General features: G+C 57.2%; 13 protein-coding genes. 9 read left to right on the top strand and 4 right to left on the bottom strand.

Annotated elements, in window-relative coordinates; genetic code table 11:
- Positions 1–36: 36 nt before the first annotated feature.
- From ACR0AY_RS01225 to ACR0AY_RS01205, 5 genes are all read left to right on the top strand, one after another.
- Positions 37–618 (top strand): TIGR02281 family clan AA aspartic protease, encoded by a 582-nt coding sequence (locus ACR0AY_RS01225; protein ID WP_170405245.1) that lies wholly within the window; start codon positions 37–39, stop codon positions 616–618.
- A gap of 49 nt (positions 619–667) precedes the next feature.
- Positions 668–1,294, top strand: a complete 627-nt coding sequence (locus tag ACR0AY_RS01220) for a hypothetical protein (protein ID WP_170405242.1) — start codon at positions 668–670, stop codon at positions 1,292–1,294.
- Between the two features lie 43 nt (positions 1,295–1,337).
- A complete protein-coding gene (locus ACR0AY_RS01215) occupies positions 1,338–2,552 on the top strand; it encodes an MFS transporter (protein WP_170510367.1) in 1,215 nt (404 codons plus the stop codon).
- Between the two features lie 47 nt (positions 2,553–2,599).
- Positions 2,600–3,145 (top strand): YceI family protein, encoded by a 546-nt coding sequence (locus tag ACR0AY_RS01210; protein WP_480453635.1) that lies wholly within the window; start codon positions 2,600–2,602, stop codon positions 3,143–3,145.
- Positions 3,146–3,225: 80 nt separating this feature from the next.
- The gene (locus ACR0AY_RS01205; protein WP_170393328.1) at positions 3,226–4,449 is read left to right on the top strand and encodes an MFS transporter; all 1,224 of its coding nucleotides are present in this window, start codon (positions 3,226–3,228) and stop codon (positions 4,447–4,449) included.
- A gap of 31 nt (positions 4,450–4,480) precedes the next feature.
- Here ACR0AY_RS01205 and ACR0AY_RS01200 read toward each other — a convergent pair whose 3' ends face one another.
- The 3 genes from ACR0AY_RS01200 to ACR0AY_RS01190 all read right to left on the bottom strand — a co-directional run bounded on the left by ACR0AY_RS01200 (position 4,481) and on the right by ACR0AY_RS01190 (position 8,039).
- Positions 4,481–6,154: a flotillin domain-containing protein gene (locus ACR0AY_RS01200; RefSeq protein WP_170510373.1), complete on the bottom strand. Its 1,674-nt coding sequence runs from the start codon at positions 6,152–6,154 to the stop codon at positions 4,481–4,483.
- Positions 6,155–6,189: 35 nt separating this feature from the next.
- Positions 6,190–6,906 (bottom strand): OB-fold-containig protein, encoded by a 717-nt coding sequence (locus ACR0AY_RS01195; protein WP_170510375.1) that lies wholly within the window; start codon positions 6,904–6,906, stop codon positions 6,190–6,192.
- Positions 6,907–7,112: 206 nt separating this feature from the next.
- Positions 7,113–8,039, bottom strand: coding sequence for a hypothetical protein (locus tag ACR0AY_RS01190; RefSeq protein WP_170510378.1), 927 nt, complete (start codon positions 8,037–8,039; stop codon positions 7,113–7,115).
- A 210-nt stretch (positions 8,040–8,249) separates the two neighbouring features.
- Here ACR0AY_RS01190 and metG point away from each other — a divergent pair, with 210 nt between their 5' ends.
- From metG to ACR0AY_RS01175, 3 genes are all read left to right on the top strand, one after another.
- Positions 8,250–9,968, top strand: a complete 1,719-nt coding sequence (gene metG, locus ACR0AY_RS01185; RefSeq protein ID WP_170510381.1) for a methionine--tRNA ligase — start codon at positions 8,250–8,252, stop codon at positions 9,966–9,968.
- 291 nt (positions 9,969–10,259) lie between these two features.
- On the top strand, positions 10,260–11,441 hold the full coding sequence (locus tag ACR0AY_RS01180; RefSeq protein WP_170393332.1) for an efflux RND transporter periplasmic adaptor subunit: 1,182 nt from the start codon (positions 10,260–10,262) through the stop codon (positions 11,439–11,441).
- Complete coding sequence (locus tag ACR0AY_RS01175) at positions 11,441–14,578, top strand: efflux RND transporter permease subunit (protein ID WP_170510384.1); 3,138 nt, start codon at positions 11,441–11,443, stop codon at positions 14,576–14,578. The genes ACR0AY_RS01180 and ACR0AY_RS01175 overlap by 1 nt, the downstream gene beginning before the upstream one ends.
- Before the next feature lie 79 nt (positions 14,579–14,657).
- Here the strand turns inward: ACR0AY_RS01175 and glpD are convergent, their stop codons facing one another.
- Complete coding sequence (gene glpD / locus ACR0AY_RS01170; RefSeq protein WP_170510809.1) at positions 14,658–16,235, bottom strand: glycerol-3-phosphate dehydrogenase; 1,578 nt, start codon at positions 16,233–16,235, stop codon at positions 14,658–14,660.
- 189 nt (positions 16,236–16,424) lie between these two features.
- Here glpD and ACR0AY_RS01165 point away from each other — a divergent pair, with 189 nt between their 5' ends.
- A complete protein-coding gene (locus ACR0AY_RS01165) occupies positions 16,425–17,183 on the top strand; it encodes a DeoR/GlpR family DNA-binding transcription regulator (protein ID WP_170510387.1) in 759 nt (252 codons plus the stop codon).
- Positions 17,184–17,221 lie beyond the last annotated feature (38 nt).

Genomic DNA, 17,221 nt, shown 5'->3' with positions numbered 1-17,221 from the left:
CATATTGGTATGAGACAACTGATTTCGGGTGATTGAATGGACGGCTACGATATTGGGCGCTTGACCTATCTGGTTCTGCTGGGTGCGGCCCTGTTGATGTGGTTTATCACTCAGAACCGTCAGTCTTTGGGCAAAACCATGCAGCAGGTCGCGGCTTGGGTGTTTATCTTTATCGGTGTCATTGCCGTTGTCGGATTGTGGGATGACATCCGTTCAACCGTCAGCCCGACCCCGCAACTGACCGTGACCGATCAGCGGATTGAAGTGCCCCGCTCTTATGATGGACACTACTATTTACCAATGCTGGTGAATGGCACAGCGGTGACCTTTCTGGTCGATACCGGGGCCAGCAATATCGTCATCAGCCCGAAAGATGCCGAACGAATTGGAATCGATACGGATCAATTGAACTATCTCGGCCGCGCCTCGACGGCCAATGGCATTGTGCGTACAGCGCCGGTTCGGCTGGACAGCCTGTCTTTGGGCCCCATCACCGATCGCGATATCCTGGCCTCAGTCAATGAAGGCGATCTGGGTCAATCCTTGCTAGGGATGGCGTATCTGCACCGCTTTTCGAACATCCAGTTCGCAGATGGGCGTCTAATCCTGTCGCGTTGACCGCATTCCTCAATTGAGAACAAAATGAGAACATGCTAATTTGATCAGCATGTCCACCAATCTTCTTGGCCGCAAGCCCGCGCGCACCCCACCCGGGGTGGCCCTGCACCCACAGATCAGTCTGCAACTGGCCCGTGTACACGAAGCCTGCGGCCCTGCCCGGCGTAGCTTTGCTCTGTGGGTGGCGGCGCAGACTCAAGGGCCAGTGATGTGGATTGCCCCGGCTTGGGAGGTGGCGCAGCTGCATCCCGAGGGCATGCTGCCTTTTGCCGATCCGTCCCGGTTTCTGCTGATCCGCCCTGACAAACCCGAAGACCTGTTGTGGTGCATGGAAGAAGCCTTGCGCAGCGGTGCCGCCCCGTTGGTCATTGGCGATTTGCCCGGCCCGCCGGGTCTGACCCCGGTCCGGCGGATGCATCTGGCTGCCGAACAGGGCGGCATATCGGGACAGGCTCCGCTGGGGCTATTGCTGACGCCTGACGATGGTGGCGCACAGGGGATTGAGACGCGCTGGCATATGGCGCCCACTTATCGGGACGAGGCCTGCAGTTGGTGTCTGACCCGCCGCCGCGCCCGCGCCCTGCCCCCGGCCAGTTGGCACGTGACGCGGGCCGCTCCTCATTCCGGACTGCAGTTAAAGCAGATCAAATCCGAAGACGCCCCGATGATCACATAACTTGTGACTGGCCAAAACCGGACTTGCCCCCTAGCGTGCCGGCATGACACACCCGATCCATGACAGCCGATATTCCTGGCTTCGCCTGCTGATCACCCTGGCCATCGCAACCGTGGTCAATGTGGGCATGTGGGCTGTGATCGTCGTCATGCCCGCCATCGAGACCGAGTTTGGCGCAGACCGAGCCGCGGCGTCGATGCCCTATACGCTCGCCATGATCGGCTTTGCCTTCGGCAACATGTGGCTGGGCAAGCTGGTGGACCGACTGGGCGTGACAATGGCGTTGATCGGCGCCGCTGTGCTGAGCGCGGTAAGCTATCTGCTGGCAACCCTTGCGCCGAATATTGCGCTGCTGTCGGTTGCGCATCTTCTGCTGGGGCTCGGCACGTCAATCGGATTTGGACCACTGATCGCCGATATCTCGCATTGGTTCATGCGCAGGCGAGGGATTGCCGTGGCACTGGTGGCCAGTGGCAACTACCTGTCGGGCGCGATCTGGCCCACGCTGCTGTCGGGCATTCTGCAGCGCGACGGGTGGCAGCAGGTTTATCTGAGCCTCGCCGTCATCACCCTGGTCGCCGTCATTCCTCTGTCCCTGCTTTTGCGCAGACAGGTCCCCATCGAGGCGCACGGCACGGCAGCGGCGGCAGCACAGGTCAAAGCACAAAGCGTCGGCTTTTCACCCCGCGCCCTGCAGTACATCCTTGGGCTGGCTGGCATCGGCTGCTGCGTGGCCATGTCGATGCCCCAGGTCCATATTGTCTCCTATTGTGTGGGCTTGGGCTATGGCCCAGCCGTTGGGGCCGAGATGCTGTCTCTGATGCTGTTGGGCGGCGTGGTTAGCCGCATCATCTCGGGGCTTGTCGCGGACCGGTTGGGAGGGCTTTCAACACTGCTGATTGGCTCGGTCCTGCAATGTATCGCTCTGTTCCTGTTTCTCCCTTATGATGGCATGGTTTCGCTTTATGTCGTCAGCATGCTATTCGGGCTGGCCCAAGGTGGTATCGTCCCCAGCTACGCGCTGATTGTACGCGAATATATGCCCCCGCAAGAGGCCGGCGCGCGCGTGGGTTTTGTCATGATGATGACTATCCTCGGCATGGCTCTGGGTGGTTGGATGTCGGGCTGGATCTATGACGTGACTGGCAGTTATCAGCTTGCTTTCATCAATGGCATCCTTTGGAACGGGCTGAACATCGCAATCGTGCTGATGCTCATGAAACGCTCGCGCCCGCGTGGACGCACGGCGATGGCATGAGGAACCTTACCCGACGCAGCCTGATTGCAAGCCTTTGCGCGTTACCAATGGCACGGGCAGCGATGGCCGCCCTCACCCCATATGCGCTGGCAGCATCGCGCAGTTCCGTTGGCTTCACCTATGATTTGTCCGGCGCGCTTCAGACGGGTACGATGCCAGTACAGTCGGCCCAAATTCTGATTGATACCAATCGCTTGCAAAACAGCCGGGTCGATGTCGTGCTGGACGTGGCCCGGGCGCGGACGAACCTACCATTTGCCCGAGGTCCGATGTTGGGAAAAAGTGTGTTGAACGCTGCCCAATACCCCACCATCCGTTTCATCACGACCAAGATTCAGTTGGGACCCACTGGCCGTATCTCTGAAGGTGCAACCGTGACCGGCGATCTGACAGTGCGCGGTATCACGCGTCCGGTGACTTTGAGCGCCAACCTGTATCGGAGACCGGGAAGCACGGTGGATGATTTGGACACCCTGTCCATCCGGCTAGAGGGGGCGATCAATCGAAATGAGTTTGGCGCGTCTGGATATCCTGATCTTGTACAACCCACGATCGGCCTGGACATCCACGCCGAAATCATCCGGCAGGATTAACCACAAAAAGGCAAAAAACGACGTCAGGGCGTCGAATAGGCGCGCGCATTTCGTGGCGACAAGGTCAAGTTGCACCTATCATGCGTACGATCATTTCATTTGCCGCCCTCTTTCTTTCGGTCATTCTGCTGCAGCTCTCAACGGGCGGTGTTGGTCCGCTGGATGCAATCTCGGGGCTGACGCTTGATTTTTCGACCGAACAGATCGGTCTGCTGGGGTCATCGCACTTCATTGGGTTCTTTGTTGGTTGCTGGTGGGCTCCGCGGCTTATGGGCAGCGTCGGGCACTCGCGCGCATTTGCGGTCTGCACCGCTTTGGGCGCGATGGGGTTGCTGGGGCATACGCTGACTGAAAACCCTTATGTCTGGGCCGCGCTGCGTATCGCGTCGGGCACCTGTGTCGCCGGTTGTTACACCGTGATCGAGGCTTGGCTGAACGCCAAGGTCACCAACGAAACCCGTGGGCGCGCGATGGGTACGTATCGTATCGCCGATATGGGGGCCTCGCTTTGTGCACAGCTTATCATTGCTGTTCTGCCACCCGCCTCTTACGTTTCGTACAACCTGCTTGCGATCCTATGCTGTGCATCGATCTTGCCGCTGGCCCTAACTCGCGCCAGCCAACCCAAGACACCGGACACCCCGCGCCTGCGTCCCAAGCTGGCCTGGCACAGCTCACCACTGGCTGTGGCGGGCGTTATCGTGGCTGCGCTTAGCTCGGCATCATTGCGCATGGTCGGCCCGGTATACGGTCAGGAGGTCGGATTGGGCGTAGATCAGATTGCCTTCTTTCTGGCCTCTTTCGTTCTGGGCGGCGCACTGGCCCAGTACCCCTTGGGTTGGCTCGCAGATAAGTATGATCGACGCTGGGTGCTGATCTGGCTGTCCGTGGCAGCCGTGCTAAGCTGCGGTGTCACGATGTTGGCTAGCGGAACTGGAACGGTCGGCGTTATGCTGGCCGCCGGGTTCTTTGGCCTGACCACATTTCCGATTTTCTCGGTTTCCTCGGCCCATGCGAATGATTTTGCCACGACCGAACAACGCGTTGAATTGGCAGCGGCCTTGATGTTCTGGTACGCGCTGGGGGCGATTGCATCGCCCTACATCTCATCCACGTTGATCCAGCAATTCGGCCCTGGAGCCCTGTTTGCTTTTGTTGCATTGGGTCATGTGTTTCTTATTGTCTTTGGCCTCGCCCGTATGCGTTCGCGCCCGACGCCCGAGAAACGGACGAATTATGTCTATGCACCGCGCACATCCTTTACCATCGGCAGGCTGCTCAAGGGTTCTCGCGAAAAGCAATGAAAAAGGGCCGGGAAATCCCGGCCCTTCTGTTTTACTGCTGGACCGCTGGCCCGTGGTCCTCGACCGCGTCGACCACCTCATCTGGGTCCCCGGTGCTCTCAAGCGCACCGTTCACTACGCCCCCGACGCCGTTCTCCATGGACAAGCCAAGCTCTTCGCCCAGTTTCTTGAGCGCTGGCATCTGCACGGCCATTCGCATGATCGAATCCAACGCCTGATTGACGACCGGCTTTTCACCGCTTGAAACACCACCACCATTGGCAGCTCCGATCCCACCAACCTGATGGATTTTGATCGAGTCGATTTTTTCGGCCGGCTTGACCATTTCCGAGATGATCGAGGGCATGGTTTCAATGCGGGTCAAGTCGACCTTCATCCGGATCTGCTCAGGTGACAGGGCATTGTCCGCCTCTACGATCGCACGCTTACCTTCCGCCTCGGCCAGCATGTCGTTTTTCTTGGCCTCGGCGCGAATGTTCAGCGCGTCTGCTTCGGCCTGCGCTTCCTCGCGGCGGGCTTCGGCGCGGTCTGCGGCGGCCTCTTTCTCGGCCTGCGCTGACAAACGGATCGCGGTGGCCTGGCGTTCGGCCTCACGGGTGGCTTCAATCAGAACAATCTGCTTCTGACGCTCGGCCTCGGCCACTTCGCGCGCCGTAGCCACGGCTTCGGTTGCTTTGGTCGCCTCGGCTCGAGCCAGATCGGCGGATGCGCGCGCACGGCTTTCCTCTTCGGATTTCTGCGCGATGATGATCTGGCGTTCCTGTTCCGCGACTTCGATCTCACGCTCTTTGGCGATCTCGGCATCGCGGATTTTGCGCTCGCGCTCAATCTCGGCGGAACGAATGGCCTCTTCACGGGCAATCCGGGCGCGTTCGGTTTCGCGTACCGAGTCTTCAGTTCGCGCAGCGATCTCCGCCTCTTGCGCCACACGAAGAGTTTCCACCTTCTGCGCCTGCTCGATGCGCGCCTGCTGTTCGTCCTGTTCGATCAGCAACTTCTGACGCTCCGCTTCCATCGCCGCACGACGCACCTCAACCTCGGCCTCGGCGTCGATCTGCGCGCGTTCTTTTTTGGATATGGCGATCACCTCGGCCAGCTTACGCATACCCACGGCGTTAAAGGCGTTATTCTCGTCCAGAGCCTCGAACGGGGTCTGGTCCAGCGCGGTCAGCGAGACGGATTCTAGCGAAAGACCGTTCTTAAGCAGGTCCTCGGACACCGCATTCTGCACCTCTTGCACAAAGTCGGCGCGGTTTTCATGCAGACCGTCCATGGTCATCTGAGCGGCCACAGCGCGCAGACCGTCGATCAGCTTGCCTTCGATCATCTCACGCAGTTGCTCGACGTCAAAGGTGCGATCACCCAGCGTTTGCGCGGCGCGCGCGATGCCCTCTTCAGTCGCCATCACCGAGACGTAGAATTCGACACCCACGTCGACACGCATCCGGTCTTTGGTGATAAGCGCGGCCTCACCGCTGCGCTGCACCTCAAGGCGCAGAGTCTTCATGTTGACCGGGCTGACTTCGTGCAGCAACGGTACGATGATGACGCCGCCATCCATAATGACCTTTTTGCCACCCGCGCCGGTTTTTACGAGGCTGATCTCGCGCGTGGCGCGTCGATAAAGGCGGCCAAGTACAAGGCCTATGAACAAGAGTACGGCTAAAATAGTCACAACTGTAACGGCCAGGAATGATAGTTCCATGCAATATCCTCCGGATTGGGGTTAAGATTTTTTGGTTAAACTGACATGCGAACCAGAACGAACCGGTCGCGCCGTCGATCACGCAGAACAAGGACTTCTGTTCCCTGCTCCAGCGAATCTTTGTCCTGCAACGGCTCTGCGCGCAGGTAGTGCGTGTTGCCAAAGCGATCCATGACGCGGACTTCGGCTGGACGGCCTCGCGATGCGATACCCTGAGTGATCACGCCACGGCGGCGGGCCAGCATCCGTTCCGACATCGCTTCGGTTTCGGTTTTGGGCAGGAGGCGAGCGAAGACACCACCAAAGCCACGTGCGAACCATAGGCCGAATACTCCGGCCGGAATCGCGGCCAACCATGCAGGTAAGTCAAAGCCCAGCAGATCACGCAGCGCCAGTTGCAGGCCTATGCCACTCAGGCCGAAACCAGCCAGCAGCACAACGAGCCAGATCATGAATGGCATCTTGCCAATGCCCAACCAGCCAAACGGGCCGACGGGCGTAGCCGCAGGCACATCGGTTTCAATTTCGGCCAGTTCCAAGTCACTCAGATCGATGTCGGCGTCGATATCCAGATCAAAGTCGACGACGTCCAGATCGGGCGCGTCGACCATGTCCAGATCAACCTCGCCCTCGCCTGCCAGAAGACTTCCCCCGAAAACCAATGCGATCAGTTCAAGGCCCAGAAGACCGAACAGAAGCGCAAGCGCCAAGGTAAAGGGCACAAATGCGCCCTCTAGTAAAAAGTCAAACATCAGCAGATTGCCCTCGTTATTGTATACTTTTGTATACATTTTAAATGGGAAGTCATTGCTACAATTTCAAGAGGTTGTGATTCTGTGTTTCAACCTGAGGTTATTTACATCCAAATGTCAGTTACAATCTGCAACCATGACATTAAGCTCAATTTCTTTCGCCCGTGCGAAACGTATTACCTGTTCACACCTGCTGGAGTAATTCTCTAATCGGTGGGCTTTGGCGGTGGTGCCGGGATCATTTCATCCAGGATCGATCCCGCCTCATATCCCAGCAGGTCAACCCGCATCCGTTCAGGGTCCCCGAACACCCATGCACCAACATGCCTCTGCATTCGAACGTATCCGGCGTATCCGGCCAACGCGTCGTTCCCGTGTGCGTTCTCAGCGAACAGAACCTGCCCGGCAGCAACCTTTTCCGGCATCACGCGCTGTAGGTACAGTAGCACGACATTGACGTCTTTGACGCTGGAGCCGCCGTGATGCACCACATACATCTTGGCCCACTCCTCTTCGCTTATGGCTGCGCGTGCATCGGACACGGCGGTATGAAGTGCGTTCAACTCCGCACGTGCAGATTTCTCCATATTCTCTGCCCAGATGGGCCGCATGTCGTTGATCACCTGCGAAACCGTTTCACGTGTGATCTGATCCTTGTCGAGTACACCTTGAGCAAATGCCCGGGCTGTTTCGAGCATTTTGCGCTGGCTCGCCAAGTCGTCCTTGGCTATGTCCAGTTCGTCCAATGCCGCAAGAAATACATCTATCTCATTGATGATAATTGCAAACTCCGCCTTCCAGCGCTCATCATCGGTATTATCATCAGGCCATGGAGTCACCGCCCCGATCAATCCCAACACAACATGCGACGTGGACTTCAGATGTTGATAGGTTGGCGCATCCCTTGGATAGCTCGCCTCTCCGTCTTCGGTCATGACTGTGACATCACGTGCGATAATCATGACGGGCCGGGTTTCAGCCGTCAGCGCATCCTGGCCACGGTGAAAGATCGAGAGCATAGCGTGGTCAAAAGCATGCACCGGATCATCTGTGGCGCTCTGGTCGGCGATGGCGCTGGCGGTAAATACAATAGCTGCAACGGCGGCACAGCAGCCCATCCATAAACTCTGCATAATGAAATTCCCCCTAAGCTGGGTTCTCCTGATCATCATACACCATTGGTACGCACGGGGCGAAATCGCTGACGAACGCGACACAAACTCCCGGGAATGCACGAAGTCGCGTAGTAATACCCGTTAAATTCAAGCGGGTATGAATGCGGGCTTTTGCTTACTGGCCACATAAGGTAGACGGGCGCGCAGATAGATACGTGGAAGCGCATTATGGCCCGAATTCTCATCACCTCGGCGATCCCTTACATCAACGGGATCAAACATCTCGGCAACCTGATCGGCTCGCAATTGCCTGCCGATCTGTACGCTCGCTATCAGCGCGGCCGGGGCAATGAGGTCATGTTCCTGTGTGCAACCGACGAGCACGGCACCCCGGCCGAGCTGGCCGCCGCCAAAGCGGGCAAACCTGTGGCTGAATATTGCGCTGACATGTACGCAGTACAGGCCGATATCGCCAAGCGCTTTGGCCTGAGCTTTGATCACTTTGGCCGCTCGTCCAGCGATCAGAACCGTAAACTGACCCAGCATTTCGCTGGCAAACTGGATGAAGCCGGGCTGATCCGGGAAGTCAGCGAAAAGCAGGTTTATTCCAACGCCGATGGCCGTTTTCTGCCCGACCGCTATATCGAAGGCACTTGCCCCAATTGCGGTTACGAGCGCGCGCGCGGTGACCAGTGCGAAAATTGTACCAAGCAGCTAGACCCGACCGACCTGATCGAGCCCCGCAGCGCGATCAGCGGCTCGACCGATCTTGAGGTGCGTGAGACCAAGCACCTGTATTTGCGTCAATCCGCAATGAAAGATCAGTTGGACGCGTGGATTGACAGCAAGACAGACTGGCCGATCCTGACAACCTCGATCGCCAAGAAATGGCTGCATGATGGCGACGGCCTGCAGGATCGCGGCATTACCCGCGATCTGGATTGGGGTGTACCAGTCAAGAAAGGTGATCAAGATTGGCCCGGCATGGAAGGCAAAGTCTTCTATGTCTGGTTCGATGCCCCCATTGAGTACATCGCCTGCGCCAAGGAATGGGCCGACGCCAATGGTAAGTCTGATGCCGATTGGGAACGTTGGTGGCGCACCGACAAAGGCGCAGAAGATGTGCGTTACGTTCAGTTCATGGGCAAGGACAATGTGCCCTTCCACACCCTGTCTTTCCCGGCCACCATTCTGGGATCGGGCGAGCCCTGGAAGATGGTCGACCACCTGAAATCGTTCAACTACCTGAACTATGATGGCGGCCAGTTCTCGACCTCGCAGGGTCGTGGCGTGTTTATGGATCAGGCGCTGGACATTCTGCCCGCCGATTACTGGCGCTGGTGGCTGTTGAGCCATGCGCCAGAAAGCAGCGACAGCGAGTTCACATGGGAGAACTTCCAGCAGTCGGTGAACAAAGATCTTGCGGATGTTCTGGGTAACTTTGTCAGCCGGATCACTAAGTTCTGCCGCTCGAAATTCGGTGAAGCAGTGCCCGAAGGTGGTGCGTATGGCGAACGTGAACAGACCCTGATTGCTGAGCTTACTAGCAGAGTACGTGCCTACGAAGGCCACATGGAAGCGATGGAAGTGCGCAAATCCGCGCAAGAGCTGCGAGCGATCTGGGTCGCTGGCAACGAGTATCTGCAGGCTGCCGCACCATGGTCTACCTTTAAGGAAGATCCTGCGCAGGCTGCGGCGCAGGTGCGGCTGGGGCTGAACCTGATCCGCCTCTATGCAGTTCTGAGCGCGCCGTTCATTCCCGATGCGTCTGCAAAAATGCTTAGTGCGATGAACACACTCTATACCAGCTGGCCCGAAGATATCGATGCCGCGCTGCGCGCCCTGCCCGCTGGCCATGAATTTTCGGTTCCCGACGTGCTGTTTGCCAAAATCACGGACGAACAGCGCGAAGACTGGCAGAATCGGTTTGCGGGAACGCGTGAATAACAACAAAATTCGATTTATGAATGCCGCAGCAGAGCCCTGAAGCCTCTCCGCTGCTGGTTTTTGGCAGAGAAAATTCGCCCGCCCCAATTGTCATCGGGCAGATAAACGCCTGCGGATGCAGGCTAAGTCTGCAGATTGGAAAGAAATTTCGGGTCGATTCTTGCCAACGCACTACCTCAACACGCTTGAGAAACTGCGTCAAACCCGCCATCCTGCCTATAAAATCAATCGACTCATCCGGGGGTTTCTGTTGCCCGGTTGTGCAATCTTTACTTTGAACGAGGCGTCAACATGTCCCTTGCATTTAAGAAGCCAGCACTCCGCCCACGCGGCTATTTCAGGGCACTCGGCGTTTCTGCCGCTTTGTTTGCATGTTCCAGCCTGCCCCAGATAGCGGTCGCGCAGGATCAGGGCGATGCCCCTGCGCCCAAGGTGTCGATCGCCGCAGCTTATACCGAAGAGATCACCGATCAGGCCACCTTCATTGGACGGGCCGAGGCAATCGACAAGGTCGATATTATCGCGCGCGTCAGTGGTTTCCTGGACAGCCAGAACGTCGACGATGGCTCTCCGGTGAATGAGGATGACCTGCTGTTCACGATCGAACCGGATCTTTACGAAGCCACGCTTGAGGCACGTAAAGCCGATCTGGATCGGGCGCAGGCAAACCTTGAACTGGCCAAAGTCGATCTCGCCCGCAAGGAAGAGCTGTACAAGCGCGACGCTACACCGGAATCAGAACGTGACATTGCCCGAGCCAATGAACTGGTCGCCGAGGCCGAGGTCAAAGCCGCCAATGCAGCGATCCAACAGGCCGAGCTTGATCTGAGCTACACACAGATCCACGCCCCGTTTTCGGGCCGCATCGGCCGCGTGGAAACCAGTGTCGGTGATGTTGTGGGCCCCAACAATCCGCCGCTTGTCACCCTGGTCAGCGAAGCCCCCATCTATGTGAATTTTTCGTTGAATGAAAAGCAGTTCACGTCGGTTCTTGAACAATTTGGTGAAGACCCGGCCACGCTAGCTGAAAGCAGCCAAAGCCCGAATGTTCATGTGACTCTGCCGAACGGTACTGAGCTGGATGAAACCGGCGAAATCATTTTTGTCGACAACCGCATTGACCCGCTGACCGGCGCCATTACGATCACGGCTCAATTCGACAATGCCAAGCGTCTGCTCGTTGATGGTGCCTTCGTGAACGTTCAGATCGAAGCGCTTGAGCCGACGCTGCAGGTATTGATCCCTCAAGCAGCGCTGCAGCGTGATCAGCGCGGCGAATTCGTTCTGGTCGTCAATGACAAGCAGATGGTTGAACAACGCTACATCACAACCGGAGATACCGTGGATTCGGCGATTATCGTCACAGATGGCCTGCGCGAAGGCGAAAGCGTCATCGTCGAAGGCCTGCAACGCGTGCGCCCCGGCGTCGCCGTTGATGCAGTCGTTGCGTCCGAGCAGCCGGAGAATAACTGATGTTCTCAGCCCTGTTTATCAGCCGGCCCAAGCTGGCGCTTGTCATTTCGCTGGTCCTGACCATTTTGGGCGGGATCGGTTATCTGGTTCTGCCGGTTGCGCAGTTTCCCGATATCACTCCGCCGGTGGTCAGCGTAACGGCCACCTATACAGGTGCAAATGCCGAAACCGTGGAAAACACCGTGGCCGCCCCGATCGAGGCGCAGGTCAACGGTGTGGACGACATGATCTACATGACGTCGACCTCATCGGATAACGGCTCGTATTCGTTGAACGTTACGTTCGAGGTGGGCACCGACCCCGATATCGCCTCGGTCAACGTGCAGAACCGTGTGGCACAGGCGATGGCATCGCTGCCGTCCGAAGTGACTTCATCCGGTGTTGTCACGCAAAAAGCGTCAACCAACATGTTGTTGCTGGTCACGCTGACCTCGCCCAATGGCACATATGACAGTGTGTTCCTGTCGAACTATGCCTCAATCAACTTGAAAGACGCTCTGGCGCGGGTTCAGGGCGTGGGTAAAGCGGATGTTTTGACCAATCTGGAATACGCCATGCGGATCTGGATGGACCCGGACAAGATGGCCGCGCTGTCAATCACTCCGGGTGATGTGATCAATGCCATCCGCGAACAGAATATCGAGGTCTCTGCGGGCTCAATCGGGTCACCGCCTGTACCTGAAGGGCAGACCTTTCAGTATACGATCAAGACCAAAGGCCGCCTGACCTCGGCCGATGAATTCGGAGATATTGTAATCCGTACAGGCGAAGCCGGTGCGATTGTGCGCGTCAAAGACATTGCACGCGTCGAGTTAGGGGCGCAGTTCTATTCCGCCTCGGGCTATTTCGAAAGCGTTCCTGCGACCGTTATCGGCATCTATCAGGCCCCCGGCGCAAACGCCCTTGCGGTGTCCGAACGTGTTGAGGCCGAACTTGAACGCCTGTCACGGTCCTTTCCCACGGATGTCGAATACGATGTTCCATTCAATACGACTGACTTCGTGGAACAGTCGCTCAATGACGTGGTCTCGACCCTCATCCTGACATTCATATTGGTGATCACAGTTGTGTTCATCTTCCTTGGCAGTTGGCGGGCGACGATCATTCCAGCGGTGGCCATTCCGGTTTCATTGATTGGGACATTTGCATTCTTGCTGGCCTTTGGCATGTCGCTGAACACGATCTCGCTGTTCGCATTGGTGCTGGCCATCGGGATCGTTGTAGATGACGCCATCGTTGTGGTGGAAAACGTCGAACGTATAATCGCCGATGAAGGTCTGCCCCCTGCCGAGGCAACCCGCAAGGCCATGGGCCAGATCACCGGGCCCGTTATCGCGACCACCCTGGTGCTACTGGCCGTCTTCGTGCCGGTGACTTTCATGCCCGGCATATCCGGACGATTGTATTCCCAGTTTGCGGTAACGATCTCGACTGCTGTGGTAATCTCGTCGATCAACGCCTTGACCCTTTCACCGGCCTTGTGCGGGCTTGTGCTACAGGCGCGCTCGGGGCCGCCCAAAGGGTTGCTGGCTGTGTTCGAGAAATTTATCGGCGGAATGCGCAGCGGCTATGTCGCCATCGTGCGAAAGCTACTGATCCTGCCGGTCATTTCGCTGGGGATCATTGCAGCATTCGCAGCGGGTACTGGGACCATTATGGGCAACACGTCCAAAGGGTTCATTCCGCTGGAAGACAACGGATATCTGTTCGTTGATATCCAGCTTCCCGATGCGGCGACGCTTGAACGGACCGAGGCGGTTTCTGCGCGGATCGATGAACAGATTCAACAGATCTCCGGCGTATCCAGTACCGTTCTGGTCAATGGGTTCTCGCTGTTGAACGGGACCACTACCAATGGCGCAGCCATCTTTGTCAACCTGACCAACTGGGAAGAGCGGCAGGAACCCGAGCTCAGCGCGGATGCGATCCTAAACCAGGTTCTGGCGATTGCATATGGTGAATCTGCGGCGTCAATTGTTGCGTTCAACCCGCCACCCATTCAGGGCCTTGGTATGTCCGCAGGGGTAGAGATGGAGGTGCAGCAGACCGGTGGCGGCTCGCCGCAGGATCTGGCCTCGGCCGTTGGGTCTTATGTCTATGCCGCAAACCAGCGGCCTGAGATTGCGCAAGCCTATACCACTTTCCGCGCGAACGTGCCGCAATTGTTTGTCGATCTGGATCGGGAAAAGGCCAAAACCCTGCAAGTCTCGGTGGCCGAGATTTTCCAGACCATGCAGGCGCAGCTTGGCTCGTATTACGTGAATGACTTCAACCTGTTTGGTCGTGTCTATCGCGTAATGATCCAGGCCGAAGGCTCGTACCGGAATAAAGTCGACGATATCTCAGAGCTATACGTGCGTTCCAACAAGGGTGAGATGGTACCGCTGGGCACGCTGATCGATATCGAGAACGTGCTGGGTCCGGTCCTGCTAAAGCGGCATAACCTGTTCCGCTCGGCCACTGTGACAGCGGTTCCGGCACCGGGGCTCTCCACCGGGGACGCCATCAATGTCATGACCGAGGAGTCGGCGACCGCCCTGCCCCCCGGCTATGCCTATGAATGGACCGGAACGGCGCAGCAGCAGCTGGCCTCGGGTGGCCTGGTCGTGGTGATCCTTGGGTTGGCGATCCTGTTTGGGTACCTGTTCCTTGTCGGCCAATATGAAAGTTGGACGATGCCCGTTTCGATCCTAATGTCGGTGACCGTGGCCTTGTTCGGTGCCGTCGCAGCGGTGGCGATCGTTGGCAGCGACATCAACCTCTACACGCAGATCGGGATGATCATGCTTGTCGGGCTTGCGTCAAAGAACGGGATTCTGATCGTCGAATTCGCGATGGAGCAAAGGGCCAATGGGCTGTCAATCAAGGAGGCCGCGGCCGAAGCCGCATATCAGCGTTTCCGCGCTGTGATGATGACCGCCCTGTCCTTCCTTTTGGGCGTGGTTCCCCTGCTGGCCGCGAACGGGGCCGGAGCTGCCAGCCAGAAGGCCATCGGCGTCGCCGTGTTCGGCGGCATGCTGGCTGCGACGCTGTTCGGGGTCATTCTGGTTCCCGTGCTCTACGCCGTGATGCAGAGCCTGCGCGAGTGGGTCAAAGGCAGCAAGAACGATCCGGAACCGTCAGAGGAAGCTGCGTAGGGCCGGCATTGAAATCGAAATACGCCCCGCACATCTGCGGGGCGTTTCTTTTTTTTGCACGGATCAACCGATCCGCGCGCTAGTCAGTTAACCGTTTGGCCATCCAGTCGTCTATCCGGCCGATCTGCTCGAGGCTGAGCCTTAGACCCAGCTTATTGCGCCGCCACACGACATCCTGAGCGGTGCGCGCGTATTCCTTGTCCATCAGCCAAACCAGTTCCGCCTCGGTCAACGTCGCGCCAAAATCGTCACCCAGATCGCTCTGATCCTTTGCCGGACCCAGAAGGTCCCAGGTCTCGGTGCCATAGGCCCGGATCAATCGACGGGCCCAAAAATCGGTCAGGAACGGGTACTCCGCTATCAGTTTTCCGATCAAATCCTGCACGCCGTCGACCGGAAAATCCCCGCCGGGTAATGGGACGCCTGCGGTCCATGGTCCGCCAATATCCGGGAAATGCTCTCCAATCTTCTCCAGCGCGCTTTCCGCGAGGCGTCTGTAGGTGGTGATTTTACCACCAAAGACATTCAACACCGGAGCCCCGCTCTCGGCATCAACTTTCAGCGTGTAATCGCGGGTAGCCGCCGTGGCACTGCTTGCGCCGTCATCATATAGCGGACGGACGCCTGAATAGGTCCAGACAATATCTTCACGGGTAACGGGCTTCGCGAAGTAATTCGATGCGAAAGCGCACAGATACTCCTGCTCGGCCTCGGTACAAACCGGAGGCTCGGAGGGGTCAGAATGATCCTGATCCGTGGTTCCGATCAAGGTAAAATCCTGCTCGTACGGGATCGCAAAGATGATGCGCCCGTCTTCGCCCTGAAAGAAATAGCACTTGTCATGGTCAAACAGCTTGGGTGTCACGATATGACTGCCACGCACCAGACGGACGCCTTCTCGGGAATTGACCCGGATCTTGGTCTGGATGATGTCACCTACCCAAGGTCCGCCCGCATTGATCAACATCTTCGCAAGGACGGTTTCGGTCTTGCCGCTATCCCGATCCCGGATCGTGACTTGCCACACTTGATCGATCCGCTCAGCCGAAAGAACCTCGGTCCTGACCATGATCTTGGCCCCGCGTGCCTCGGCATCGCGGGCGTTCAGGACCACCAGCCGCGAATCCTCGACCCAGCAGTCCGAGTATTCATAGGCGGTTTCAAATTTGTCTTGCAGCGGAGCCCCCTCGGGTGCCGCGCGCAGGTTCAGCGAACGTGTGCCCGGCAGGATTTTACGACCGCCCAGATTGTCGTACAGAAACAGGCCAAGCCGGATCAGCCAGGCCGGACGCCGCCCGCGCATCCAAGGCATCACAGTACTAAGCAACCGTGAGGTCGGTGTTTCAGAGTCAAAACGCATATCAGCGTGATAAGGCAGAACGAAACGCATGGGCCAGCTGATATGGGGTATCGCGCGCAGTAAGGTCTCGCGTTCGACCAGCGCTTCACGCACCAAACGAAATTCAAAAAATTCCAGGTACCGTAGCCCGCCATGAAACAGTTTGGTCGAGGCTGACGACGTCGCCGAGGCCAGATCGTTCATTTCAGCCAAGGTGACCGATAGGCCCCGACCTGCCGCATCACGTGCGATACCGCACCCATTTATACCCCCGCCGATCACAAAAAGATCGGTAACTTGGCTGCTGTCCGATGACATATCCAATTGATTCCCCAACGTGGCAGTTTCAAGCGCATTAGCAGCATGATGGTTCGTATCGTCAACTTTATTTTTCGATAATGTTCGTTTTAGCTGAAACAACGAATATTAATAAATGCAACTAACGAATTCCCTTGCTTAACCGCAAAATTAGAACAAAAACGAAAACTCCGGAACTCAGGACCGCCCATGTCACTATCATTTCGCCAATCGGACATTCTTTTAGTCGCCGAGCAAGAGGGCCGCGTTACTGTCGAAGGGCTGGCCGAGCGTTTTCACGTGACGGTCCAGACCATTCGCCGTGACCTGACTGAACTGTCAGAAGCTGGTAAGTTGGATCGGGTTCACGGGGGTGCCGTTCTGCGTTCTGGCGTGTCTAATATTGGATACGAAGACCGGCGCGCCCTGAACCATGAAGCCAAGACACGCATCGCTGAACGCTGCGCGGCCGACATCCCCGAGGGCAGCTCGATCTTTATGAACATAGGCACCTCGACTGAGGCCGTTGCCCGCCAATTGCTGAAACACAAAAACCTAATGGTCGTGACCAACAATATGAACGTTGCCAATATACTGGCCGATAACCCCGATTGCCAGATCGTCGTTGCAGGCGGTGTGCTGCGCAGATCAGATAGTGGGTTGGTCGGGAATCTTGCGGTCTCGACCATCCGCCAGTTCAAATTCGATCACGCGATTATCGGCTGTTCCGCATTGGATGCGGATGGGGATCTAATGGATTTCGATCTCCAAGAAGTACTGGTCAGTCAAACTATCATTGAACAAGCCCGGCAGATCAGCCTAGTTGCGGATGCTTCAAAGTTTCAGCGCACCGCGCCCGCACGCATCGCCTCATTATCCGATGTTGATATGGTTTATACTGATCTACCGCTGCCCGGCGACCTCCATCAGAAGTGCATAGACTGGAACACCAAAATTATTGAATGCTGATGCATCCTTCCGATCAGCCAGAAAGTGATTGATTAGCT

It is taken from the genome of Ruegeria sp. A5 (assembly GCF_056543005.1).
This window is presented reverse-complemented; position numbering and strand designations above follow the sequence as displayed.